Annotated in this window: 21 protein-coding genes; 14 read left to right on the top strand and 7 right to left on the bottom strand. The window is 64.8% G+C overall.

The annotated features are described in order from the left end of the window. Positions 1-3: 3 nt before the first annotated feature. From BKX93_RS08585 to BKX93_RS08565, 5 genes are read right to left on the bottom strand one after another with little or no spacing between them, the layout of a single operon-like run. Positions 4-1,332, bottom strand: coding sequence for an aspartate aminotransferase family protein (locus BKX93_RS08585; RefSeq protein ID WP_070979521.1), 1,329 nt, complete (start codon positions 1,330-1,332; stop codon positions 4-6). After that, positions 1,313-2,458 carry an aminotransferase class III-fold pyridoxal phosphate-dependent enzyme gene (locus tag BKX93_RS08580; RefSeq protein WP_070979519.1) on the bottom strand — a complete coding sequence of 382 codons (1,146 nt, stop codon included), beginning with the start codon at positions 2,456-2,458 and terminating at the stop codon, positions 1,313-1,315. The genes BKX93_RS08585 and BKX93_RS08580 overlap by 20 nt, the downstream gene beginning before the upstream one ends. A 10-nt stretch (positions 2,459-2,468) precedes the next feature. Further along, a complete protein-coding gene (locus BKX93_RS08575) occupies positions 2,469-3,353 on the bottom strand; it encodes a TauD/TfdA family dioxygenase (RefSeq protein WP_070979517.1) in 885 nt (294 codons plus the stop codon). Beyond that, complete coding sequence (locus BKX93_RS08570) at positions 3,325-4,911, bottom strand: AMP-binding protein (protein ID WP_070979515.1); 1,587 nt, start codon at positions 4,909-4,911, stop codon at positions 3,325-3,327. The genes BKX93_RS08575 and BKX93_RS08570 overlap by 29 nt, the downstream gene beginning before the upstream one ends. Next, complete coding sequence (locus tag BKX93_RS08565; RefSeq protein ID WP_070979513.1) at positions 4,908-5,522, bottom strand: thermostable hemolysin; 615 nt, start codon at positions 5,520-5,522, stop codon at positions 4,908-4,910. The genes BKX93_RS08570 and BKX93_RS08565 overlap by 4 nt, the downstream gene beginning before the upstream one ends. A 518-nt stretch (positions 5,523-6,040) precedes the next feature. On the opposite strand from BKX93_RS08565, the gene BKX93_RS08560 reads away from it, so the two are divergent. Beyond that, positions 6,041-7,240 (top strand): cyanate transporter, encoded by a 1,200-nt coding sequence (locus BKX93_RS08560; protein ID WP_046158356.1) that lies wholly within the window; start codon positions 6,041-6,043, stop codon positions 7,238-7,240. Positions 7,241-7,252: 12 nt separating this feature from the next. Here the strand turns inward: BKX93_RS08560 and BKX93_RS08555 are convergent, their stop codons facing one another. Then, on the bottom strand, positions 7,253-8,176 hold the full coding sequence (locus BKX93_RS08555) for a LysR family transcriptional regulator (protein ID WP_046158364.1): 924 nt from the start codon (positions 8,174-8,176) through the stop codon (positions 7,253-7,255). 851 nt (positions 8,177-9,027) lie between these two features. Continuing rightward, positions 9,028-9,861, bottom strand: a complete 834-nt coding sequence (locus tag BKX93_RS08545; RefSeq protein ID WP_046158355.1) for an SPOR domain-containing protein — start codon at positions 9,859-9,861, stop codon at positions 9,028-9,030. 132 nt (positions 9,862-9,993) lie between these two features. On the opposite strand from BKX93_RS08545, the gene ndk reads away from it, so the two are divergent. The 13 genes from ndk (at position 9,994) to hflC (ending at position 22,758) form a co-directional block, all read left to right on the top strand. Beyond that, entirely contained in the window at positions 9,994-10,419 is a 426-nt protein-coding gene (gene ndk / locus BKX93_RS08540; protein ID WP_011137089.1) for a nucleoside-diphosphate kinase, read from the top strand. A gap of 66 nt (positions 10,420-10,485) precedes the next feature. Further along, positions 10,486-11,580: a dual-specificity RNA methyltransferase RlmN gene (rlmN, locus tag BKX93_RS08535; RefSeq protein ID WP_021475000.1), complete on the top strand. Its 1,095-nt coding sequence runs from the start codon at positions 10,486-10,488 to the stop codon at positions 11,578-11,580. Between the two features lie 32 nt (positions 11,581-11,612). Continuing rightward, positions 11,613-12,326 (top strand): type IV pilus biogenesis/stability protein PilW, encoded by a 714-nt coding sequence (gene pilW / locus BKX93_RS08530; protein ID WP_235429327.1) that lies wholly within the window; start codon positions 11,613-11,615, stop codon positions 12,324-12,326. A 2-nt stretch (positions 12,327-12,328) separates the two neighbouring features. Next, positions 12,329-13,267, top strand: a complete 939-nt coding sequence (locus BKX93_RS08525; RefSeq protein ID WP_046158353.1) for a RodZ domain-containing protein — start codon at positions 12,329-12,331, stop codon at positions 13,265-13,267. A 13-nt stretch (positions 13,268-13,280) separates the two neighbouring features. Beyond that, positions 13,281-14,564: a flavodoxin-dependent (E)-4-hydroxy-3-methylbut-2-enyl-diphosphate synthase gene (gene ispG, locus BKX93_RS08520; RefSeq protein WP_046158352.1), complete on the top strand. Its 1,284-nt coding sequence runs from the start codon at positions 13,281-13,283 to the stop codon at positions 14,562-14,564. Positions 14,565-14,599: 35 nt separating this feature from the next. Next, the gene (gene hisS / locus BKX93_RS08515; protein ID WP_070979509.1) at positions 14,600-15,871 is read left to right on the top strand and encodes a histidine--tRNA ligase; all 1,272 of its coding nucleotides are present in this window, start codon (positions 14,600-14,602) and stop codon (positions 15,869-15,871) included. Between the two features lie 17 nt (positions 15,872-15,888). Further along, complete coding sequence (locus BKX93_RS08510) at positions 15,889-16,518, top strand: YfgM family protein (RefSeq protein WP_046158350.1); 630 nt, start codon at positions 15,889-15,891, stop codon at positions 16,516-16,518. Between the two features lie 4 nt (positions 16,519-16,522). Then, entirely contained in the window at positions 16,523-17,662 is a 1,140-nt protein-coding gene (gene bamB / locus BKX93_RS08505) for an outer membrane protein assembly factor BamB (protein ID WP_046158349.1), read from the top strand. 10 nt (positions 17,663-17,672) lie between these two features. Beyond that, a complete protein-coding gene (der, locus tag BKX93_RS08500; RefSeq protein ID WP_046158348.1) occupies positions 17,673-19,082 on the top strand; it encodes a ribosome biogenesis GTPase Der in 1,410 nt (469 codons plus the stop codon). A 91-nt stretch (positions 19,083-19,173) separates the two neighbouring features. After that, complete coding sequence (hfq, locus tag BKX93_RS08495; protein ID WP_011137080.1) at positions 19,174-19,434, top strand: RNA chaperone Hfq; 261 nt, start codon at positions 19,174-19,176, stop codon at positions 19,432-19,434. A gap of 99 nt (positions 19,435-19,533) precedes the next feature. Next, positions 19,534-20,664: a ribosome rescue GTPase HflX gene (gene hflX / locus BKX93_RS08490; protein WP_046158347.1), complete on the top strand. Its 1,131-nt coding sequence runs from the start codon at positions 19,534-19,536 to the stop codon at positions 20,662-20,664. Continuing rightward, positions 20,651-21,877, top strand: coding sequence for an FtsH protease activity modulator HflK (hflK, locus tag BKX93_RS08485; RefSeq protein WP_046158346.1), 1,227 nt, complete (start codon positions 20,651-20,653; stop codon positions 21,875-21,877). The genes hflX and hflK overlap by 14 nt, the downstream gene beginning before the upstream one ends. Then, the gene (hflC, locus tag BKX93_RS08480) at positions 21,874-22,758 is read left to right on the top strand and encodes a protease modulator HflC (RefSeq protein ID WP_046158345.1); all 885 of its coding nucleotides are present in this window, start codon (positions 21,874-21,876) and stop codon (positions 22,756-22,758) included. Before hflK ends, hflC begins: the two co-directional genes overlap by 4 nt. The last annotated feature ends 83 nt before the right edge of the window (positions 22,759-22,841 follow it).

Genomic DNA, 22,841 nt, shown 5'->3' with positions numbered 1-22,841 from the left:
TCCTCACATCTTGCGCAGCAGCGCGTTGGGCAGGCGGTACATGGAGCGGGTGACGCGGCGCATCACCGAGATCTTCCACGCCGGCAGCGCGGCCACCGCCTCCAGCGCCTCGCGGGTGCGCTTCAGCGCCTCGTCTATGGTGTCGGCGCTGACGCTCAGCGGCGGGTAGTAGCGCAGCACAGGGCGCTCGGCGCGCTCGTTCATCGAATGGCCGGTATGCACATTGCGCTTGCCCAGCTCCATCGACAGCAGCGATTCATACACCGCGCCCTTCAGCCGCAGGCCGGTCATCAGTCCGATGCCGGGCACGTCTTCTATGATGTCCGGAAAGCGGCGGGCCAGCTGCATCAGGCCCTGGCGCAGCTGCTGGCCGCGCTCCACCGACGCCTGCAGCAGGTTTTCCTCCTCGATCACGTCCAGCGCGGCCAGCGCGGCGGCGCAGGCGAAGGGGTGGCCGCCGCAGCTGTCGTGGTCGTCCGCCGGGGCGGGCAGCCGCTCCAGCGTTTGCTTGCGGTACATCGCGCAGGCGATGGACGCGTAGCCGCCGGTCAGCCCCTTGGACAGGATCAGGATGTCGGGCTCGATGTTGGCGTATTCCACCGCGAACATCTTGCCGCAGCGGCCGAAGGCGGTCTGGATCTCGTCGGCCACCAGCAGGGTGCCGGTGCGGTCGCACAGCGCGCGGATGTCCTCCATATAGCCCAGCGGCGGCATGCGCAGGTGGGCGCCGCCCAGTATCGGCTCCAGGTAGACGGCGCAGGCGCCGTCGCCGACGGCCTCGCGCATCGCGGCCATGTCGCCGTAGGGCACGATGACCACGTCGGCCGACAGCTTGCCGAAGCTGGCCTCGTGCTGGCGCTGGCCGAGTATGCTCATCGCCGCCAGCGTCTTGCCGTGATAGGCGCCTGCGGTGATGACGATGCGCCGGCGCGGCGCGTTGGCGGCCAGCGCGTAGCGCAGCGAGTGCTCCACCGCTTCGGCGCCGGACAGCATGTAGCGGATGTCGCCCCAGTCGCCGGGCGCCAGCGCTTTCAGGCGCTCGGTCAGCTCCTGCTGGACCGGATGGACCGCGCCGCGCGGCGTCCAGGCCAGCTGGGCCAGCTGCGCGTCGACGCGGCGCTGCACGGCGGGGTGGCGGTGGCCGACGATGAAGACGCCGTAGCTGCAGGCGAAGTCCAGGTAGCGGCGGCCGGTGTGGTCGCGCACCTCGCAGCCGGAGGCTTCCGCCTCCACCTGGCTGCCGGCGATCCGGTACAGCTTGGCGGCGGACGCGCCCCAGTGTTTTTCGCAGTCGTCCAGCAATTGCCGGCGGTCAATGGCGGCGGTGGTCATCGAATGTCCTCCTGATGATGTCGAGAGCGGCGTCCAGCGCCTGGGGGCGGGTGGCGGCCGAGGGGTGCAGGGTGAGCGTGCGGCCGCGGGGTGGGCGGGTCAGCACGCCGGCGGCCAGCAGCCGGCCGGGCAGTCCGGTGGCGTCCAGTCCGTCCGGCAGGCGCAGGTTGGCGATGCCGCCTACCACGCAGGACACGTACTCCGGCAGCGCGCCGGCGATCTGTTTGCCCAGCGCCTGGAAGCGCTCCGGCGCCTTCTGCCGCGCGGCGTGCTCCAGCGCCGCCAGCGCGGCGGTGCAGGACAGCGGATTGCCGCCGGTGGTGCTGCCGTGCTTGGCGGGGGAGCTGCAGCCGTACACTTGGTAGGCGCGCTCGGCCGAGGTGAAATAGCAGCCTATCGGCACCGCGCCGCCGCCCAATGCGCCGCCCAGCACCATGATGTCGGGCACCACGCCGGAGAGTTCGTGGCCGAACATCGTTCCGGCGGCGCCCAGGCATGTTTCGCTGGCCTGGCAGACCAGGGGCACGCCGGCCGAGCGGGCCAGCGCCGCGATGGCGAGCAGGCGCTCCGGCGGCAGGGCGGCCAGCGAGCCGTCGCTCTGGCGGACCAGCGGCGAGTAGCACAGCGCATAGCACTGGGACAGCTCGGCGATGGAGGGCAGCGCGCCGTCGCGCTCCACCGTCAGCGTCTCCAGCCCGAGGAAGCGGCGCAGCTGGCCGTAGCCTTCCGGCTCCTCCAGGCAGCGGCCGTAACTGAGCGAGCCGAATTCGCTGCCGCGGATGTGGGCCAGCCGCCGCAGTTGCGGCCGCAGGCCCTTGCACAGCTTCAGCGCGCCTTCGAAGGCTTCGTCGCCGGAGCTGCAGACATAGGCGTTGGACAATGCGGGCGGCAGCATGCCGGCCAGTTCGCGGCATAGCGTGAGCAGCGGCGCGGACATCATCACCCGGTTGGACAGGCCCATCACGGCGGCCTGTTCGCGGACCTTGCCGATGATGTCCGGCAGGCCGAAGCCCAGGCCGCCGCTGGCCAGGTCGGTGATGCGGCGGCCGCCGGCGTCGGTCAGGATCGCTCCCTCCGCGCTCAGTATCTGCCCAAGTACGGCGGGCAGGGCGTCGCGTGCTGTCATGGCGTTCTCCTTACAGATAGCTGAGGGCGTTGAAGATCTTGCGCCGGGTGTCGATGATGGCGCGCCGGCCATGCATCACGCGGCGGTTGTCTATCATCACGAAGTCGTTGTCGTCCCAGTTGACCGGGATGGTGGCGGCGTCGCTGACGCGGATGATCTCGTCCATCATCGAGGCCGGAATCGGCAGGCCGCTGGCCGCCACGGTGATGCGCGGCTTCTCGTAGTTGTACGAGGGGCCGAGGATGCTGTTGGCGAAGGCCGGCTGGCGGCTGATGGCCGAGACCAGGACCGCCGACACGGTGAAGTCGTAGCCTATGGATTCGTCCGCCGGGTTGTAGGTGATCTGGGTGTTCGGATCGTCGCCGATGATGCGCTGCAAGTGCTCGAAGCTCACCTCGTCCGGGTGGCTGATGCCCGAGGTGTAGTGCATCGCCAGCCGCTTCCATTTGTCGGCCTGAACGTTGCGCGAATAGCGGATCTCGTTCTGCAGGAAGAAGTCGCGGGTGCGGGGCGACAGTTGTTCCAGCACCACCACGCCGTCGCACACCGTGGTCTGCGAGCCCTTGCGCGGCGCTTCCTTGCAGTAGAACCAGGTCAGGTCCGGCCAGAACGGCGAGTTGCCGTTCTCGCAGTGCAGGCCGACGGCGTCGGTGCCGGCGTCCACCAGCTGGGCGGCGCCGCCCTCCATGGCCCGGGCCGGGTCCAGGCTCAGCCGCGAGCTGTGGCGTTTGACGAAATCGCAGAACTCGTCGACGGTTTCCGCGCCGTGGCGGAACAGCAGCACGCCGGTTTCGGCCAGCTCGGACAGCAGCTCTTCGGTGTCCAGGCCGCGCATGTCGGCGGCGGCCAGGCGTTTGACGGTGGTTTCAGACTGCGACAAGACGGCCATGTTCATTGTGGTTTTCCTCGTTGGATGAAGGGGCGCCGCGGCGGGCGGCGTAAGCCTGGGCGATGTCTCCGCGCTGGGGACGGCCGGTGACGGTGTAAAGCCGGCTTAGCAGCTCGCTGCCGCGGGGCAGCAGCCACAGCCGGGCGGGGCGCTCGATGTCGGACAGGTTGTCCGCCATCCAGCTCAGCCAGGGCGCGGCTTCGCGCGCCTCGGCGGTGTGCAGCAGGGCGACCAGCCCGTCCTCCTCGTCAAGGAAGACGACGGCGTCGTGGATGCCCTCCAGCTGGCGCAACTCCAGCTCCACCTGCTCCGGGCTGACGTTGCGGCCGTTGGGCAGGCAGATCACGTTCTTCTTGCGGCCGCTGATGAACAGGTAGCCGTCGGCGTCCAGTTCGCCCAGATCGCCGGTGTCCAGCCAGCCGTCGGCGGTTTTCGCGCAGGCGCTCGGGTCTTCGCCGGAGTAGTGGCTGAACAGCGAGGCGCTGCGGATCTGGATGCCGCCGTCCGCGGCGATGCGCGCCTGGACGTGGGGCAGCGGACGGCCGACGCTGCCGGCGCGGTTGGCAGCGCGGGTATTGACGCTGACCACCGAGGCGTTCTCGCTGAGGCCGTAGCCCTGGAACACCTCCACGCCGAGGGCGGACAGCTTGGCCAGCACGTCGACGCTGACCGCCGCGCCGCCGCAGGTAATGTGCGGCGCGTCGCCGGCGGCCAGGTAGCCGGCCAGTGCGGCGTCTCCCTGCTCCAGCCGCGCCAGCAGGCGGTTGACCACCACCGGCGGCACGGTGCAGGCGCTGGGGCGGGCCTGGAGCAGCCAGTCGATCATCTTGTCGGCGTTGCCGCCGGGCTCGCCCAGCAATGGCACGCTCTGCGGCAGGAAGTGGACCGCGCCGCCGGACAGCAGCGGCAGATAGGCGGCGGTGATCTGCTCCAGCAACAGGCTCAGCGGCACCAGCGACAGATAGCGCCGATGGCACTCGGCCGGCAGCGCTTCGCCGAGGCTGGCCAGCGTGGCGGCGATGGCGTTTTCGGACAGGCAGACGCCCTTGGGGCGGCTGGTGGTGCCGGAGGTGTGGATGATCTTGCAGATCCAGCCGCCGTCCGGCGGAGAGGGCTGCGTTTCGGCGGCGGCGCCGGGCGTCGGCGCCGACAGGTCCGCGCGCAGCTTGCGTCCGGCGGCGGGGCGCAGCCCCCAGCGCTGTTCCAGGATGGCTTCGCCGGTTTCGTCCACCAGGAAGAAGTCGCACTTGGCGGCCAGATGCTCGGCCTGGGCGCGGGTGAAGGCCTGGGGCAGGGGCAGGCTGGTGAGATTGGCGAACAGGCAGGCCAGGTCGGCGATCAGCCAGTCGATGCTGTTGCGGATGACGATGCCGACGACCGAGCGGGATTCCGCGCGGCCGGCCGGCAATTCCGCCTGCAGGCGCGCGGCCAGGGAGTGGGCGGCATCGGCCAGCTCGCGGCGGCTGAGGCTGCGGCGGACGCCGCCGTCGGCGTCGTGATCGACGCAGGCGGTCTGTTCCGGCTGGCGCAGCAATTGTTGGTGCAGCTGACGGCTCAGGCTCACGACATGGTCTCCAGTTGGCTTGTGTGGTTGCTGCGGATGAAATCCATCGATGTGGTCAGGCTGTGGAACAGCGCGCGATGGTTGGCGACGTGGATCAGGCCGGTGATCGGGCGGCTTTCGTAGTAGCTGCCCCAGGCCCGCGCGCCGCCGGCCACTTTGGATGGATCGGCTTCGCAGAGTGGTTCGAATTCGATGTCGCAGGCTTTCAGCAGGCCCGCCACCTTGGGCGTGATGGTGCAGAGCAGCGCCTTGGCGCCCATGCACCATGCCAATAGCGGCACCAGTTTGATGATGCTGACCGAGGCGTTTTTATCGTTGGAGATCAGATTGCCTATTTCCGCAATGTCGCTACGATAATATTCGCGCTGCCATATTTCCCGGGTCAGCAGTTCAATTGGTTTTTCCAGATATTGTTCTGAAAATAATGGCGCGCGTTCGGCGAATGTAATTCCCGCGCAAGCCAGGATATTCTGGTCATTGTCTATTGCGACAACGAAATTTTCAGGATTCGGCTCAACTTGCGCTTCATAGGCGCTCTGATACTTTTTCTGCACGGCGCTTGCGGCAAGATTCCATAAAGCAGTTCCGTGCTTTGCAACTCGGATCTTCATCACATCTCCCGTAGGTTTGCCGAAAATCGACAGGGCTATGATGGCTGGCTTGTGACATTGTCATGTTGTATTAATTAGATTCGCACATTTAAATTCTCGAATCTTTTAAATAGTCAGGTAATGCGTGCAATATTCCTCAATGTGAATTTCTTATAAAAATACCGGTTGGGACGGTGTTCGGTTATGTATGGATATTCCAAATTGAATATGTTCTCGCTGGCACGCCTTTTAGTGGATTGTCGATGCGGGGGAAGCTTGCCGCTCTTTGTCGGTCGGGGAGGCGTGTCGGAGGCGAGGGCGGCAATGGCCGCTGAGCGCCTGTTTCGATGAAAGCGGCCCGGCGTCCATATCGATGGCGGTCATGGTTTCGGGTTGATCGGCGGGGATGCGGCAGTGTATTCAGCAGCTTGGCGAGGGGTTTGCGAAAAAACCGATAGTCGATTCGAAACTTTGAATTGCATTTAATTGCTTACAGCTATTCAATGCTCAAGTCATCTCGAAATGCATGGAGTTAGAACATGAACCAACCTTCCCGCGCGCCGCTGATCCTGGCGCTGGTGCTGGTCGGCCTGAACCTGAGGCCGTCGATGGCGGCCATCGGGCCGTTGCTGACCTCGATCCGCAACAGCATTCCCCTGAGCTACACATTGATTTCCTTGCTGACCATGCTGCCGGTGCTGGCGATGGGTTTCGCGATGTTCCGCGGCGCGCGGCTGGCGGCGCGCTGGGGCGAGCACCGCGCCATCGCGGTTTCCTTGCTGGTGATCGGCTTGGCCAGCCTGGCCAGGCTGTACGCGTCGACGGCGCTCGACCTGATTCTGAGCGCGGTGGTGGCTGGGGCGGGCATCGCCGTGATCCAGTCGGTGATGCCGGGCATCATCAAGAGCCGCTTTCCGGACGCGGTGGCGCTACTGATGGGGGTGTATGTCACCGCCATCATGGGCGGCGCCGCGCTGTCGGCCTCGGCGTCGCCTTTCATCGGCGGCTGGCTGGGCGATTGGCAGCACGCGCTGGCCGCCTGGTCGGCGCTGGCAGCGGTGGCGTTGGCCGCGTGGTACGCGATCCGGGGCGAGATCGTGTCGTTTTCCGCCGCCGAGCAGGGCGCGGCGGCGCCGGCGGAGTCGTTCTCCAGCCGGCCGCGGGCCTGGTTGCTGGGCATCTTCTTCGGCCTAGGCACCGCATCCTATACCTGCGTGCTGGCCTGGTTGCCGCCGTTCTATGTGGAGCAGGGTTGGCAGGACACGCATGCCGGCTTGTTGCTGGCCTATCTGACCAGCATGGAAGTGGTGTCAGGCTTGGTGACGCCGGCGCTGGCCAGCCGCAGCCTGGATCGCCGCCCGGTGCTGCTGCTGGTGCTGGCTTCGGTGATCGCCGGCTTCTCCGGTCTGATTCTGGCGCCGACCGCTTATCCCATCGTCTGGGCCGGCCTGTTGGGTTTCGGCATCGGCGGACTATTCCCGATGAGTCTGATCGTGGCGATGGACCACATGGACGCGCCGCGCCGCGCCGGGCAGCTGACGGCCTTCGTGCAAGGGGTGGGCTATCTGATCGCCGCGCTGTCGCCGCTGATCGCCGGCTACATCAAGGATGTGTCGTCCAGCTTCACCCAGGCCTGGCTGCTGCTGGCGCTGGTGTCGGCAGGCATGGTGGCGATGGTGGCGAGGTTCCGTCCGGCCGAATATCCGCGGCACTTCGCGGTCCAGGCGGGGCGGCGCTGAGCTGAGCCCGGGCTAAATGTTGGCGCAGGCGCGGATCAGTTGCTGGCGCAGCCAGATATTGGCCTGGCTGTTGGCCAGCGCCGCGCTCCACACCATGTCCAGAGTGAAGTCGGGCATGCCGTCGGGCACCGGGCGCGCGCCGATATTGGGCTGCTGGCGCTTCACCCGCTCGTGTATCCGCCGCGGCAGCATCAGCAGCAGATCCGTGCCGGGCAGCAGCTCGATGGCCGAATAGTAGCTGTTGGCCCGCGCCGCGATGGTGCGATGGCGGCCTTGGGAGAGCAGCCAGCCGTCCACCATATTGCTGTCGGAGATCCAGGGAGTGGGGAACACGTGCCGCCTCTCCAGCATGTCGTCCAGCGGCAGGGGGCGCGGGTCGTCCTCTCCGTCCTGTACTGCCAGCAGATGGTCGCGGAACAATGTCTGGGTGGTAAGGCCGGGGTAGGTGCGATAGAAGCCGGGGCCGAAGAAGATGGCCAGATCGATCTGGCCGCCGACGATATCCGCGTAGGGCAAGTCTTTTTCCGGTTTCTTGATATTGATCGAAACCCTGTAGCCGGCCTCCAGGATGTTCTTCATCAGTTCCGGCATCACCAGAATCTCGAAGTATTCCGGCGCGTAGATGGTGAAGGAGGATGTGTCCGCGTTGGGATTGAAGGCGGCGTCTTCCTGAACGCATTCCGCCATCTGGTTCAGAATGCTCTGGATGCGGGGCGACAGCGCTTCGGTCCTTTGGGTGGGACTCATGCCGAGCCGAGAGTTGATGAACAGCTCGTCATCGAAGCAATCGCGCAGCCGCTTCAGGCAGTAGCTGATGGTGGATTGACTGACGCTGAGTTGTTCGGCTACTTCGGTAACGCTTCTGTGCTTGTAGATCAGCTGGAAGATCACCAGATCCTGAAAGTCGAGCTTGCGGACTCGGTTATTGAGCAACATGGCTTGTCGATCCCGGATGGATTCCATAAGCAAGTTTGCGAACGGAAATCATTTGTTTTTTTTGGCGGCGCTGGCCGGCGCGGCAACGGCCGGCAGCGGCGTCGGTGCATTGTGTGATGGCCGAGCGATGTCGAGGATCGCTCGATTGCGAAATAATATGATATCGACATTGCATTTCGTCAATTTATTATGACAAAAATCATGGTGACTTTGCCATCATTCTGTTTCAATTCTGAAATATTCAGCCATAAGTAATATCTCTGTGCGAATGATGTCTAGGGACGGCATGACGTTGAGGTGCGGATCGGCTGAAAATTATTTTCGAAAAAGACTTGCAAGCGTATAGGGTAAGAGGTATATTTCCCCTCTCGACACGCAGCGCGTATCGAGAAGTGTTGGCGGTTAGCTCAGTTGGTAGAGCATCGGATTTTGATTCCGAGGGTCACAGGTTCGAGCCCTGTATCGCCTGCCAGAATTAAAAGCAAAAGGCCAGTTCGAAAGAGCTGGCCTTTTGCTTTTGCGCGTCAAATCCATTTTTCGGGCGGCATCGGCTGCTTGAAAGGCTCCTCGGGGGCTGCGCCTCTTTCCTCTCCTTGTTCTTGTTCTCGGTTGCTTGGCTGGTTGAAGCGGCGCGAGCCTGCGAATCCATTTTCTGTTGTGATTGCCCCGGGTTGCGGCGGGTTTGCGTCCGCGTGCTCGGTCGCGCCTGTTTGCTTGCCGCGTTGTTCGGTATTGCTGGTTTCGGGGTGGGCGTGGCGGGGTTTGCCGTGGCAGTGGGGCCTGGCGATAAGAAAGCCCCGGGCGTTTGCCAGGGGCTTTGGTTTTGGGCCGGCTTCGAGCGGAGTGTCGGCTTACTGTCCGCTGGCTGCGAGCAGCGGGGAATAGCCGAGCTCGCGCAGTTTCTTCATCGCTTCGTCCGCCTCGGCGCGGTTTTTGAACGGCCCCAGCTGCACGCGGGTGACGGTGTGCGCGGCGATGCCGTGTTTTTGCAGGTCTCTGACCAGTTTTTGCGCGTTTCCCATGCTGGAGAATAGGCCTAGTTGGACCTGGTAGCCGACCGAGCTGCCCGCCGGCTCCGCCTTGGCCGGGCTGGGGGCGGCCGCTGTCGGGGTGGGGTTGGTCTCTGCCGGCGCGGCGCTTTGCGGTGTTGCGGCCGCGGTTTCGGCGCGCGGCGCGGCGGCGCGTTGCGCCGGAGGCTTGGCCTGCGCTTCCCGGAATGGGGGTGTGGCGGGTTTTGCCGCCGGGGCTTGGGGCGCGGCCTGTTGCTGGGCGTGAGCGGCTGGCGGCGCGGCGCGATGCGGGGGCTGTTGATTGGCGACGGCCGGCGTTTTGCTCAGGTCCGGCGTCGCCGGAATGGTTTCGGCCGGCGATGCGGGCGCGTGGTTGACGGCTTCGGCCGCCGGGGCGCTGCTTTGCGCGGCCGGCGCGCTGGCGGACTTGATCTGGACGCTGATGGCGCCGGCGTCGGCCGATGAGGCCGGTTTGATGATCTTGCCGGAGCTGGGGCTTTGCGCGTCGCTGCTCATTTCCACCTTGGGCTTGGTCAGCGCGTCCATCAGCGGAATGGCCGCCAGCGCGACGGCGACCAGGCCGCCTGCGATCCAGAGCCGCTTTTTCAGCTTGCCGTTGAGATTGGATTCGTCTTCGCCGTCGTACGGCTGCTGCTGTTGGTTTTGTTCGCGCATGGTGCCTGATCGGAATATGCAGCACGTGATTGAAAACGCTGCTAAAATAGCGGGTTCGTCAGAATTGGGTAACCCGAGTGGCGTAATAATACTCAAGTTTAGCCACTTGTCTTGTCGTTAGGGAGAATTTATATGGCAATCGAACGCACCTTGTCCATCGTTAAGCCGGACGCAGTAGCCAAAAACGTTATCGGCAAAATCTACGACCGCTTCGAGTCCGCGGGCCTGAAGATCGTCGCCGCCAAGATGAAGCAACTGTCCCGCGCCGAAGCCGAAGGCTTCTACGCCGTGCACAAAGAGCGTCCTTTCTTCAAGGACCTGGTTGACTTCATGGTTTCCGGCCCGGTGATGATCCAGGCGCTGGAAGGCGAGAACGCCGTGCTGAAGAACCGCGAGCTGATGGGCGCCACCGATCCGAAGAAAGCGGAAGCCGGCACCATCCGCGCCGACTTCGCCGAATCGATCGACGCCAACGCCGTTCACGGTTCCGACAGCGTGGAAAACGCTGCCATCGAAGTGGCTTACTTCTTCGCCGCTTCCGAAATCAGCTCCCGCTGATTCAAAAGTAGTTGAATGACCGGAGGTCGCCGCTGCCGGCGGCCTCTTTTGCCTGCTGAGGATTGCATGAAAACCAACCTGCTCGACTTCAATCTGGACCAGCTCACCCGGCATTTCGCCGAGATGGGCGAGAAGCCGTTCCGCGCCAAGCAAGTGATGCGCTGGATGCACCAGATGGCCGAAGACGATTTCGACGCGATGACCGACCTCGCCAAGAGCCTGCGCGCCAAGCTGCACGAGCGCGCCGAGGTGGGCGTGCCGTCGCTGATGACCGGGCAGGAGTCCAGTGATGGCACCCGCAAGTGGCTGCTCGACGTCGGCACCGGCAACGGTGTGGAAACCGTGTTCATTCCGGAAGACGACCGCGGCACCTTGTGCGTGTCATCCCAGGTGGGTTGCGCGCTGGAGTGCACGTTCTGCTCCACTGGCCGCCAGGGATTCAACCGCAACCTGTCCACCGCCGAGATCATCGGCCAGCTGTGGTGGGCCAACAAGGCGATGGGCGTGACGCCCAAGAACGAGCGCGTGGTGTCCAATGTGGTGATGATGGGCATGGGCGAGCCGCTGGCCAACTTCGACAATGTGGTCAGCGCGATGCAGATCATGCTGGATGACCATGGCTACGGCCTGTCCCGCCGCCGCGTGACGCTGTCAACCTCCGGCCTGGTGCCGCAGATGGACCGGCTGCGCGAGGAGTGCCCGGTGGCGCTGGCGGTGTCGCTGCACGCGCCCAACGACGCGATCCGCGACGTGATCGTGCCGATCAACAAGAAATACCCGCTTGCCGAACTGATGGCCGCCTGTAGCCGCTATCTGGAAAAGGCGCCGCGCGATTTCATCACCTTTGAATATGTGATGCTTGACGGGGTCAACGATAGGCCGGAACATGCTCGCCAGCTGCTGGAGCTGGTGCGGGACGTGCCTTGCAAGTTCAATCTGATCCCGTTCAACCCGTTCCCGAACTCGGGTTATGATCGCTCCAGCAACAACGCGATTCGCATTTTCCGTGAAATTCTGCAAGAACAAGGATACGTGGTGACCGTGCGCAAGACCCGCGGCGACGACATCGACGCGGCTTGCGGCCAGCTGGCCGGCCAAGTGCAGGACAAGACGCGGCGCCAGGCCAAGTGGACGCAGATCATAGAGGACAGGAAATCATGACGTCATGGCGGGGGAGATGGGCTGGATGGCTGTTGGCATTTGGCGTAGTCGCTCCCGCCGCGGCGGATGGCAATCCGCCGGAAGTGGCGAAGATCCGCAGCCAACTGGCGGTGGAGTACGCCAGGATAGGCAACCTCAAGTCCGCGCTGGACAACGCCAACCAGGCGGTGGCGGCGGACGCGGCCTATGTCACCGGCTATCTGAGCCGGGCTTACGTGCTGGGCCTGCTGCAGATGGACGGCAGGGCGGAGCAGGATTACCAGCAGGCGCTGCGGCTGGAACCCGGCAATCCGCAGGCCAACAATAATTACGGCTTGTTCCTGTGCGAGCACGGGAGGGAGCAGGATTCGCTGGCCCTGTTCCAGAAGGCGCTGGCCAATCCGTTGTATGATTCGCCACAGTCGGCTTATTTGAATCTGGGCCGCTGCAGCGCCAAGCTGGGGCGGACGGATCAGGCCAACGATTATTTGCTGAGCGCCTTGCGCGTCGCGCCCAACTACGGGCCGGCGTTGAGCGAACTGGCCGAAATGCATCTGGGCCTGGGCAACGCCAAGCTGGCGGCGTTCTATTTCGAACGGCTGCGCGGCGGCGGCGGGATGGACGGCCTGGGCGCCGCCGAGCTGTGGCTGGGCGCCAGGATCGCCCGCAAAACCGGTAACGCGGCGCTGGAGCGCGCATGCGAGAATGAACTAAAGAACCGGTTTCCGGACTCTAGGGAAACACAACTGCTGTTGAGTGGAAGCTGAGGATGGAAGAAAAAATCGAACATCATGACACGCCGAGGCCCAGCGGCATCGGCGCAACCTTGAAGGCCGCCCGGGAAGCGGCCGGCCTTGGCCTGGGAGAAGTGGCGGACAGGCTGAAACTGTCGCTCAGGCAGCTGGAAGCGATAGAGCGCGACGATTTCGACTCGCTGCCCGGCGCCACCTTCGTCCGCGGCTTCGTCCGTAATTACGCCCGCTTCCTGGAAGTGGATTCCGAACCGTTGATGAAGGCGCTGGAGCAGCATTTTCCGTCGGCGGTGAACGACGTGGCCAATCTGGTCAAGGGTACTACCGCGCGCGAACAGGCGCCCGAGCCGGTGGAAGCGGTGGAGGAAGCCACGGAAGCCGGCGCCGGCAAGTGGGTGGTCCTGCTGTTGCTGGGCGTGGCCGTGGCGGGCGGCGCTTACTGGTACGCCAACCGCGACGGCTCGCCGGAGAAACCGGCGGAGCGCTCCGCCAACGAGCTGGCGCCGATGCTGACCGAGCAGTCGTCGGCTCCGGCAGCCAAGGCGGCGGCTTCCGAATCGGCGAAAGCCGCCGTTCAGGCCGCGAAGCCGGCCTCGGCGCCGGCAGCCGTGGCGGCGAAGCCGGTGGCCTCGGCTGTCCAGGCCGCCGCGAAACCGGCGGCGAGCGCGCCGGCCAAGGTGGCCAAGACGCAAGCGGCCAGCGCGCCGCAGTCCCAAGGCACCGACAAGGTCAGCGTCAACGTCAAGGATGCCGCCTGGGTGTCGGTGCAGGACGCCGACGGCCGCAGGCTGATTTACAAGGTGATGCAGCCGGGCGATCCGGCCGAAGTGGTCGGCACCGCGCCGTTCAAGGTGGTGATAGGCAACGCCAGCCAGGTGGAGCTGAGCTACAACGGCAAACCGGTGGATCTGGCCGACAAGATCAAGGGCACCACCGCCAAGATTCAACTCAAGTGATGCAGGGTAGCGAATGGATAGCGTGAACATCGCGCGCCGTCCCACCCGCCTGGTGCGGGTGGGACATGTTTTGGTGGGTTCGGGCGCGCCGGTGATGGTGCAGTCGATGACCAACACCGACACCGCCGACGCGGCGGGCACGGCCGAGCAGGTATACCAGCTGGCGCAGGCCGGCTCCGAAGTGGTGCGCATCACCGTCAACTCGCCGGAAGCGGCGGGCCGCGTGGCGGAAATCCGCCAGCGGCTTGACGACCTGGGTTGCGACGTGCCGCTGGTCGGCGATTTCCACTTCAACGGCGACCGCCTGTTGAAGGAGTTTCCCGATTGCGCGAAGGCGCTGGCCAAGTACCGGATCAATCCGGGCAATGTCGGCAAGGGCGCCAAGGGCGACGACAAGTTCGCCTTCATGATCCGCACCGCGATGGAGCATGACAAGGCCGTCCGCATCGGCGTCAACTGGGGCAGCCTGGACCAGGCGCTGCTGGCGCGGATGATGGACGCCAACAACCGCGCCGCGAATCCCTTGCCGCTGCCCAAGCTGATGCAGGAGGCGCTGATCGTGTCGGCGCTGGAGTCGGCCGACAAGGCGGTGGAGATCGGCCTGTCGCCGGACAACATCATCCTGTCGTGCAAGGTCAGCAATGTGCAGGACCTGATCAGCGTCTATCGCGAATTGGGCGGCCGCTGCGACTACCCCTTGCACCTGGGTCTGACCGAGGCCGGAATGGGCAGCAAGGGCATCGTCGCCTCCAGCGCCGCGCTGGCGGTCTTGCTGCAGGAAGGCATAGGCGACACCATCCGAATCTCGCTGACCCCGCAACCGGGCGAGGCGCGCACCAAGGAAGTGGTGGTGGCGCAGGAACTGCTGCAGACCATGGGCCTGCGCAGCTTCACGCCGCTGGTCACCGCCTGTCCGGGCTGCGGCCGCACCACCAGCACCTTCTTCCAGGAACTGGCCGACCACATCCAGAACTATCTGCGCGAGCAGATGCCCATCTGGCGGCTGCAGTATCCGGGCGTCGAAGACATGAAGGTGGCGGTGATGGGCTGCGTGGTCAACGGGCCGGGCGAATCCAAGCTGGCCGACATCGGCATCTCGCTGCCCGGCACCGGCGAAGTGCCGGTGGCACCGGTTTACGTGGACGGGCAGAAAGATGTGACGCTGAAGGGCGACAACATTCCCGCGGAGTTCACCGCCATCGTCGACGAGTACGTGAAGACCCGCTACGGGGAGGGCGGCGCCAAGCGCCGCGAGGATGGCAATCGCATCATTCCGATCCGTTCGGTGAGCGTCTGACGAAACCAGAATCCAGCTGATACAAGAAGATAGCAATGGCTCAGAAATACCAAGCGGTCAAGGGCATGAACGATGTGCTGCCGGCCGAATCCTACCAGTGGGAATACTTTGAAGAGGCGCTGCGCAAGCTGCTGGCCGACTACGGCTACCAGAACATCCGCACCCCCATCGTCGAAGGCACGCCGCTGTTCGTGCGCTCCATCGGCGAAGTGACCGACATCGTCGAGAAGGAAATGTACACCTTCGTCGACAGCCTGAATGGCGACAGCCTGACGCTGCGCCCGGAAGGCACCGCCGGCACGCTGCGCGCGGTGGTGGAGCACAACCTGCTGTACAACGCCACGCCCAAGCTGTGGTACATGGGGCCGATGTATCGCCACGAGCGCCCGCAGAAGGGGCGCTACCGCCAGTTCCACCAGGTGGGCGTGGAGGCGCTGGGCCTGGCCGGTCCGGACATCGACGCCGAGATCATCGCGATGACCGCCGATCTGTGGCGCCGCCTGGGCATCAGCCAGTACGTGCGGCTGGAGATCAACTCGCTGGGCAACGCCGAAGAGCGCGCCGCCCACCGCGAGGCGCTGATCGCCTACCTGGAGCGCCACGTCGACATCCTGGACGAGGACGGCAAGCGCCGGATGCACACCAACCCGCTGCGCGTGCTGGACACCAAGAACCCGGCGCTGCAGGAAATGGCCAACGCCGCGCCCAAGCTGTCCGACTATCTGGGCGAGGAGTCTCGCGCCCATTACGAGGGCTGGAAGGCGATGATCGCCGCGCTGGGCATCGAGTACATCGAGAACCCGCGCCTGGTGCGCGGCCTCGACTACTACAACCGCTCGGTGTTCGAGTGGGTGACCTCCGAGCTGGGCGCCCAGGGCACCATCTGCGCCGGCGGCCGCTACGACGGCCTGATCGAGCAGCTGGGCGGCAAGGCCGCCTCCGGCATCGGCTTCGGCATGGGCATGGAGCGCGTGCTGCTGTTGCTGCAGGACAAGGGCCTGCTGCCGGCGCAGCGCAGCGTCGACGTCTTCCTGGTCAACCAGGGCGAGGGCGCGGGCCTGTATTCGATGAAGCTCGCGCAGAGCCTGCGCGCCGCCGGCTACTCGGTGGTGCAGCATCTGGGCGACGCCAGCTTCAAGTCGCAAATGAAAAAGGCCGACGCCAGCGGCGCGCAGTTCGCGCTGATCGTCGGTGAGAACGAAATCCAGGCCGGTCAGGTGGTGGTGAAGGCGCTGCGCGCCGAAGCCGCCCAGCAGACCGTGGCGGCCGATGCGGTTCTGGCCACCCTCGCCACTCTGAAAGCTTGATAGGAAGGGGGAACGCGATGGCGTTCGACTTGCAGGAACAGGAACAGATCGATTCTCTGAAGGCATTCTGGCAGCAGTGGGGCAAGCTGATCGGCGGCGCGGTGCTGGCCGTCAGCCTGGGCTACTTGGGCTACAAGGCTTACGGCATGTACGAACGCGGCCAGTCCGAGAAGGCCGCGACCGCCTACGAGGCCGTCGACAACGCGGTGGCCGCCAAGGACATCGCCAAGCTGAAATCGGCCGCCCAGCAACTGCAGGGCGAATACGCCGGCACCCTCTACGCCAGCCGCGCCGCGCTGGTGCTGGCCAAGGCCGCGTTCGACAAGAACGACCCGGCGCTGGCCGCCAGCCAGCTGGAGTGGGTATTGAAGAACGGCAAGGACGAGGAGCTGCAGGCGATCGCCCGTCTGCGCCTGGCTTCGCTGCTGCTGGACCAGAAAAAGTTCGACGGCGCGATCGGCGAGCTGAACCAGGCCCATCCGGCCGCTTTCGACGCCGAGTTCCTGGAGCTGAAGGGCGATGTGTTCGTCGCCAAGGGCGACAGCAGCGGCGCTCGCGACGCCTACAAGGCCGCGCTGGCGAAGATGCTGGGCGACAGCCCGAGCCGCCAGCTGGCGCAAACCAAGCTCGACGCGTTGGGAGGCTGACCGCATGCGCCGCCAACTGTTGCTTACCGCTCTGACGTCCTCGCTGCTGCTGGCCGGCTGCGCCAGCTGGTTCGAGGGCTCCACCCAGTTCCAGCCGACGCCGCTGGCGGCGATCAAGCCGCTGCAGACGCTGGACGTCAAATGGACGCTGCAGCAGGCCGCGCCGGCCGCCAGCTTCCTGCCGGTGTACGCCAACGGCAATGTGGTGACCGCCGACGTGGAAGGCCGCATCCGCAGCGTGGACGCGCTGTCCGGCCGCGCGCAGTCCGATGTGTCGCTCAAGCGCGCGTTGGCCAGCGGCGTGGCCGTCGCCGGCGACACCGTGCTGGTCGGCACCCAGGATGCCAAGCTGCTGGCCGTCAACCGCACCAGCGGCAAGATCCTGTGGGAACAGCCGCTGACCAGCCTGATGCTGGAGGCGCCGCAGATCGCCGGCGATATCGCCGTGGTCCGCACCAACGACGCCCGCCTGACCGGCTTCAGCCTGGCCGACGGCAAGCAGCAATGGTCGGTGGTGAACGTGCTGCCGCAACTGACCGTGCGCAACAACGGCTCGATGCAGTCGGTGGGCAAGGAAGCGGTGATGGTGGGGCAGGCCGGCGGCCGCGTCGACATTGTCAATCCGCTCACCGGCAACACCATCTGGCAGGGCGCGGTGGCGACGCCGCGCGGCGCCACCGAGCTGGAGCGGGTCACCGACGTCACCAGCCGCCCGGTCTTCGACGGCGGCCAGGTGTGCGCCGTGGCCTACCAGGGCCGCGTGGCGTGCTTCGACGCCCGCTCGGGCAGCCTGCAGTGGGCGCGCGAGGTGTCGTCCAGCCGAGGCGTGGCTGTGGATGCCCGCAATGTCTACGTGACTGCGGAAGACGGCTCGATCTGGGCGTATGATCGCCAGAGCGGCCGCAATGTATGGAAAAACGACGACCTCAAATACCGCGGCGTTTCCGGTCCCGCAATGATCGGACGCTTCGTGCTGGTGGTGGACGGCGAGGGTTATGCCCATCTGCTGTCCAACGAGAGCGGAGGCATCGTCGGACGCAACAAGATCGGCACCACCGGGCCGGTCAATCAACCGGTGTCGCTCGGCTCCTCCGCCCTGATCCAGGGGCAGGACGGCCGCTTGGCGATGCTGAATCTGGGATAAGCAGTTTTAGATGAAACCTACCGTAGCGCTGGTCGGCCGCCCCAATGTGGGAAAGTCGACCCTTTTCAACCGGCTGACTCGCAGCCGCGACGCGCTGGTCGCCGACCAGCCGGGCCTGACGCGTGACCGACACTACGGCCAAGGCCGGGTCGGCGAGAAGCCGTACCTGGTGGTCGACACCGGCGGTTTCGAGCCGGTGGTGGACGAAGGCATCCTGTTCGAGATGGCCAAGCAAACGCTGCAGGCCGTCGACGAGGCGGACGCCGTGGTGTTCCTGGTGGACGGCCGCTCCGGCCTGACGCCGCAGGACAAGATCATCGCCAACCGCCTGCGCCAGCTTGACCGCCCGGTATTCCTGGCCGTCAACAAGGCGGAAGGCATGAAGCACGCGATCGCCGGGGCCGAGTTCCACGAACTGGCGCTGGGCGAACCGCTGGTGATCTCCGCCGCCCACGGCGACGGCGTGCGCGAACTGATGGAACTGGTGCTGGAAGGCTTTCCCGACGAGGTGGAGGAAGAAGACAGCCGCCATCCGAAGTTCGCCGTGATCGGCCGCCCCAACGTCGGCAAGTCCACGCTGGTGAACGCCATCCTCGGCGAAGAGCGGGTGATCGCCTTCGACCAGGCCGGGACCACGCGCGACAGCATCTATATTGATTTTGAGCGCGAAGGCCATACCTATACCATCATCGACACCGCGGGCGTGCGCCGCCGCGCCAAGGTCAACGAGATGCTGGAGAAGTTTTCCGTCATCAAGACCATGAAGGCGATCGAGGACGCCAACGTCGCGGTGCTGGTGCTGGACGCGCAGCTGGACATCTCCGAACAGGACGCCACCATCGCCGGCTTCGCGCTGGAAGCGGGCCGGGCTTTGGTGGTGGCGGTCAACAAGTGGGACAATCTGGACGGCGAGCAGAAGGAAAACGTGCGCCGCGAGATCGCCCGCAAGCTGAACTTCCTGGATTTCGCAAAGTTTCATTACATCTCGGCCATCGAGGGCCGCGGTGTGGCAGACTTGTTCAAGTCCATCGACGAAGCCTACCGCGCGGCCATGGCCAAGCTGGCGACCCCCAAGCTCACCCGCGTGCTGCAGGTGGCGCTGGAGCGTCAGCAGCCGCCGCGGTCCGGCCTGATCCGCCCCAAGATGCGCTATGCGCACCAGGGCGGCCAGAACCCGCCGATAATCGTGGTGCACGGCAACGCGCTGGACAGCATTCCGGCCAGTTATACCCGCTATCTGGAACACACTTTCCGTAAAGTGTTCAAGCTGCAGGGGACGCCGCTGAGAGTGCAGTACAAGTCGTCGGACAATCCGTTCGACAACGATGAAAAGGACAAGCCGCGGGCCAAGGCCAAGCCAATGTCCAAGATGCGGGGCAGGGAAAAGGAAGTTCGCTACGGCAAAAACAGCAAGAAATAGTACGACGGAATGTTTTCTGCTAAAAATAAGCAGGCCGCCGCGCTGTTCGCTGGACAGTTAATACAACAATCAACGATTCGGAGAAAAACGAATGAGCTCTAAAGGGCAAATGTTACAAGACCCCTTCCTGAATATCCTGCGCAAGGAACACGTGCCGGTTTCCATTTATCTGGTTAACGGCATCAAGCTGCAAGGTCAGGTTGAATCTTTCGACCAATACGTCGTTCTGTTGAAGAACACGGTGACGCAGATGGTTTACAAGCACGCCATCTCCACCGTGGTTCCGGCCCGCCCGGTCAACATCCCGCACGAGCACCCGGCGCAAAAGCAGGAACAGGCGCAGGACGCTTAAGCCGTCTTAGCTTCGCCGGTCGGGCCGATTGGCCGCATCCCAGGATGCGGCCATTCGGCCTTTGTCATTTACCGCCGTACTCAATATGGTTAGCAAACAGTGTTTGATCGTCCCGACTTAGGCGACCAGGCCATCCTGGTCAGCCTGGATTTTGGTGATGCCGACTACCAGGAGAGCGTCGCGGAGTGCGCCGAGCTGGTGCGCGGCAGCAAGGTGGAAATCCTGGGCATGGTGCAGGGCAAGCGGCAGCGTCCCGACGCGGCGCTGTTCGCCGGCAAGGGCAAGGTGGAGGAGATCGCCTCCATGGTGCGGGCCTCCGGCGCCAACGTGGTGATCTTCAACCACGCGCTGTCGCCGGGCCAGGAGCGCAACCTGGAGCGCGCGCTGCAGTGCCGCGTGATCGACCGCAACAGCCTGATCCTGGACATCTTCGCCCAGCGCGCGCGCAGCCACGAAGGCAAGCTGCAGGTGGAGCTGGCCCAGCTGTCGCATCTGTCCACCCGCCTGGTGCGCGGCTGGACCCACTTGGAGCGGCAGAAGGGCGGCGTCGGCTTGCGCGGCCCGGGCGAAACCCAGCTGGAAACCGACCGCCGGCTGCTGGGCATCCGGGTCAAGGCGTTGAAGGACAGGCTGGCTCAGGTGCAGAAACAGCGCAATACCCAGCGCAAGAGTCGCAACCGCGCGGGCGTTGCCTCGGTGTCCATCGTCGGCTACACCAACGCCGGCAAATCCACGCTGTTCAACGCGCTGACCAAGGCCAACATCTACGCCGCCGACCAATTGTTCGCCACGCTGGACACCACCAGCCGCAAGCTGTTCCTCCACCACCAGGCCTCGGTGGTGGTGTCGGACACCGTCGGTTTCATCCGCGATCTGCCGCATACCCTGGTAGCGGCGTTCCGCGCGACGCTGGAGGAAACGGTGCAGGCCAATCTGTTGCTGCACGTGGTGGACTGCGCCAACGATACGCGCGACGCGCAGATAGACGAAGTGAACAAGGTGCTGGCCGAAATCGAAGCCGACGGCATCCCGCAGCTGATCGTGTGGAACAAGAGCGATTTGCGCGAGCTGCCGCCGGAGATCGAACGGGACGAGGAGGGCGTGATCGTCTCGGTGCGCGTGTCGGCGTTGAAGGGCGAAGGCCTGGAACTCTTGCGCGAGGCGATTGCCGAACGGGTGCAACCTTTCGCAAACAACCATAAAGAACCATACGAGCATGTCGCAGAATGACCCGAACCGTGGCCGCAACGGCCAGAATGGGCCACCGGACCTCGATGAAGTGTTCCGTGATCTGAACCGAAAACTGTCCCGCCTCTTGGGCGGCAAGCCCGATAAGGGCGGCCAGGGCGGCAATCAGGGCGGCCGCCCCGGCGCGTCGTTCACTCCGCCGTCGTACAAGGGCGGCGCCGCCGTCGTGGTCGGCGTGCTGGCCGCCTTGTGGCTGGCCAGCGGCTTCTACATCGTCGACGCCCGCGAAGAGGGCGTGGTGCTGAGGCTGGGCAGCTACAACCGCCTGACCGAGCCCGGCCTGCAATGGCATGCGCCGTATCCGTTCGAGAAGGCCGAGATCGTCAACTTGACCGAGTTGCGCAGCATCGAAGTGGGCTACCGCGGCAGCGCGCAGAACCGCGTGCCGGAAGAGTCGCTGATGCTGACCTCGGACCAGAACATCATCGACGTGCAGCTATCGGTGCAGTACGACATCAAGGACGCGCGCGCCTTCCTGTTCAACAACGCCGCGCGCGAGCGCGACGGCAAGGATCTGGTCAAGCAGGCCGCCGAAACCGCGATCCGCGAGGTGGTGGGTCGCAACAAGGTGGACTTCGTGCTGAACGAAGGCCGCGCCCAGATCGCCGCCGACGCCCGCAAGCTGATCCAGGATGTGCTGGACCGCTACCGCGCCGGCATCCGCGTCGCCAAGGTCAACATCAACGACGTGCAGCCGCCGCAGGCCGTGCTGGCGGCGTTCGACGACGCCGTGAAGGCCGGCCAGGACAAGGACAAGCTGCGCAACGAGGGCATGGCCTACGCCAACGAAGTGGTGCCCAAGGCCAAGGGCATGGCCTCGCGCCTGGTGCAGGAGGCCGAAGGCTACCAGCAGCAGGTGGTGGAGCGCGCCCAGGGCGATGCCGAGCGTTTCAAACAAGTGTTGCCTGAATACAACAAGGCGCCCAAGGTCATGCGCGACCGGCTGTACCTGGACATGATGCAGCAGATCATGACCAACAGCAGCAAGGTGCTGGTGGACCAGAAGGGCGGCAACAGCCTGCTCTACCTGCCGCTGGACAAGCTCACGCAGATGGCCTCTCCGGGCGCCGCCGCTCCGGCGCAACCCTCCGCAACCCCGGCCCCCGAGGCCCCGGCCCAGCCGGCTTCGCCGCCCGCGGCGAAGAACGGGCGCGACGCGTCGCGCGGTCGTGATTTCTTTGGAGCGGAGCGATGACTGAAAGACTGATTCCCACCCTGGCGGCGGTGGTCGGCGTGCTGTTCGTCGCCAGCCTGTCGCTGTTTACCGTCGATCAGCGCCAGTACGCGCTGGTTTTCCAGTTCGGCGAAGTCGTGAAGGTGATCTCCGAGCCGGGCATCCAGTTCAAGATCCCGCTGCTGCAGAACGTCCGCTACTTCGACCGTCGCGTGCAGACCATTGACGCCGAGGCGCCGGAGCTGTTCAACACCCGCGAGAAGAAAAACGTGCTGGTCGACAGCTTCGTCAAATGGCGGGTTGTGGATGTGTCGCAGTTCTACAAGAGCGTCGGCTCCGAGGCTGGCGCGGTGGCCCGACTGAAGCAGACCATCAACGACGGCCTGCGCGCCGAGTTCGGCCAGAAGACCGTCGCCGACGTCATTTCCGGCCAGCGCGACCAGGTGATGGAGACGGTTCGCAAGCGCGCGGACGCGGATGCGCGTAAAATAGGTGTGGAAATTCTCGACGTGCGCTTAAAACGAGTCGATTTTCCGGATAAAATAAGCAGTTCCGTCTACGACCGGATGCAGTCCGAACGCCGCACCGTGGCCAGCCAGCTGCGCAGCGAAGGCTCCGCCGACGCCGAGCGCGTGCGGGCTGAGGCCGACAAGCAGCGCGACGTGATCCTGGCCGAAGCCTACCGCAAGGCGCAGGAGCTGAAGGGCGCGGGCGACGCCAAGGCGGCGGCGATCTACGCCGACGCCTATGGCAAGAACCCCGAGTTCTACGCGTTCTGGCGCAGCATGGAAGCGTACAAGGAGTCGTTCAAGAACAAGAGCGACGTGATGGTGCTCGATCCGAGCAGCGATTTCTTCAAATATTTGAAGAATCCGCAGGCGGGGCAAGGCAAGAGCAAGTAGGCGACAATTGATTTTTAAGAAGACTGGCCGGGGCGACCTGGCCAGTTTGCTGATGACAAGGCGGGTCCCCTCCCGCCTTTTAT

The sequence above is a fragment of the Chromobacterium vaccinii genome (assembly GCF_001855275.1).
GTDB lineage: Bacteria > Pseudomonadota > Gammaproteobacteria > Burkholderiales > Chromobacteriaceae > Chromobacterium > Chromobacterium vaccinii.
Note: the sequence above shows the minus strand (reverse complement) of the source record. Positions and strands in the feature narration are given on the sequence as shown.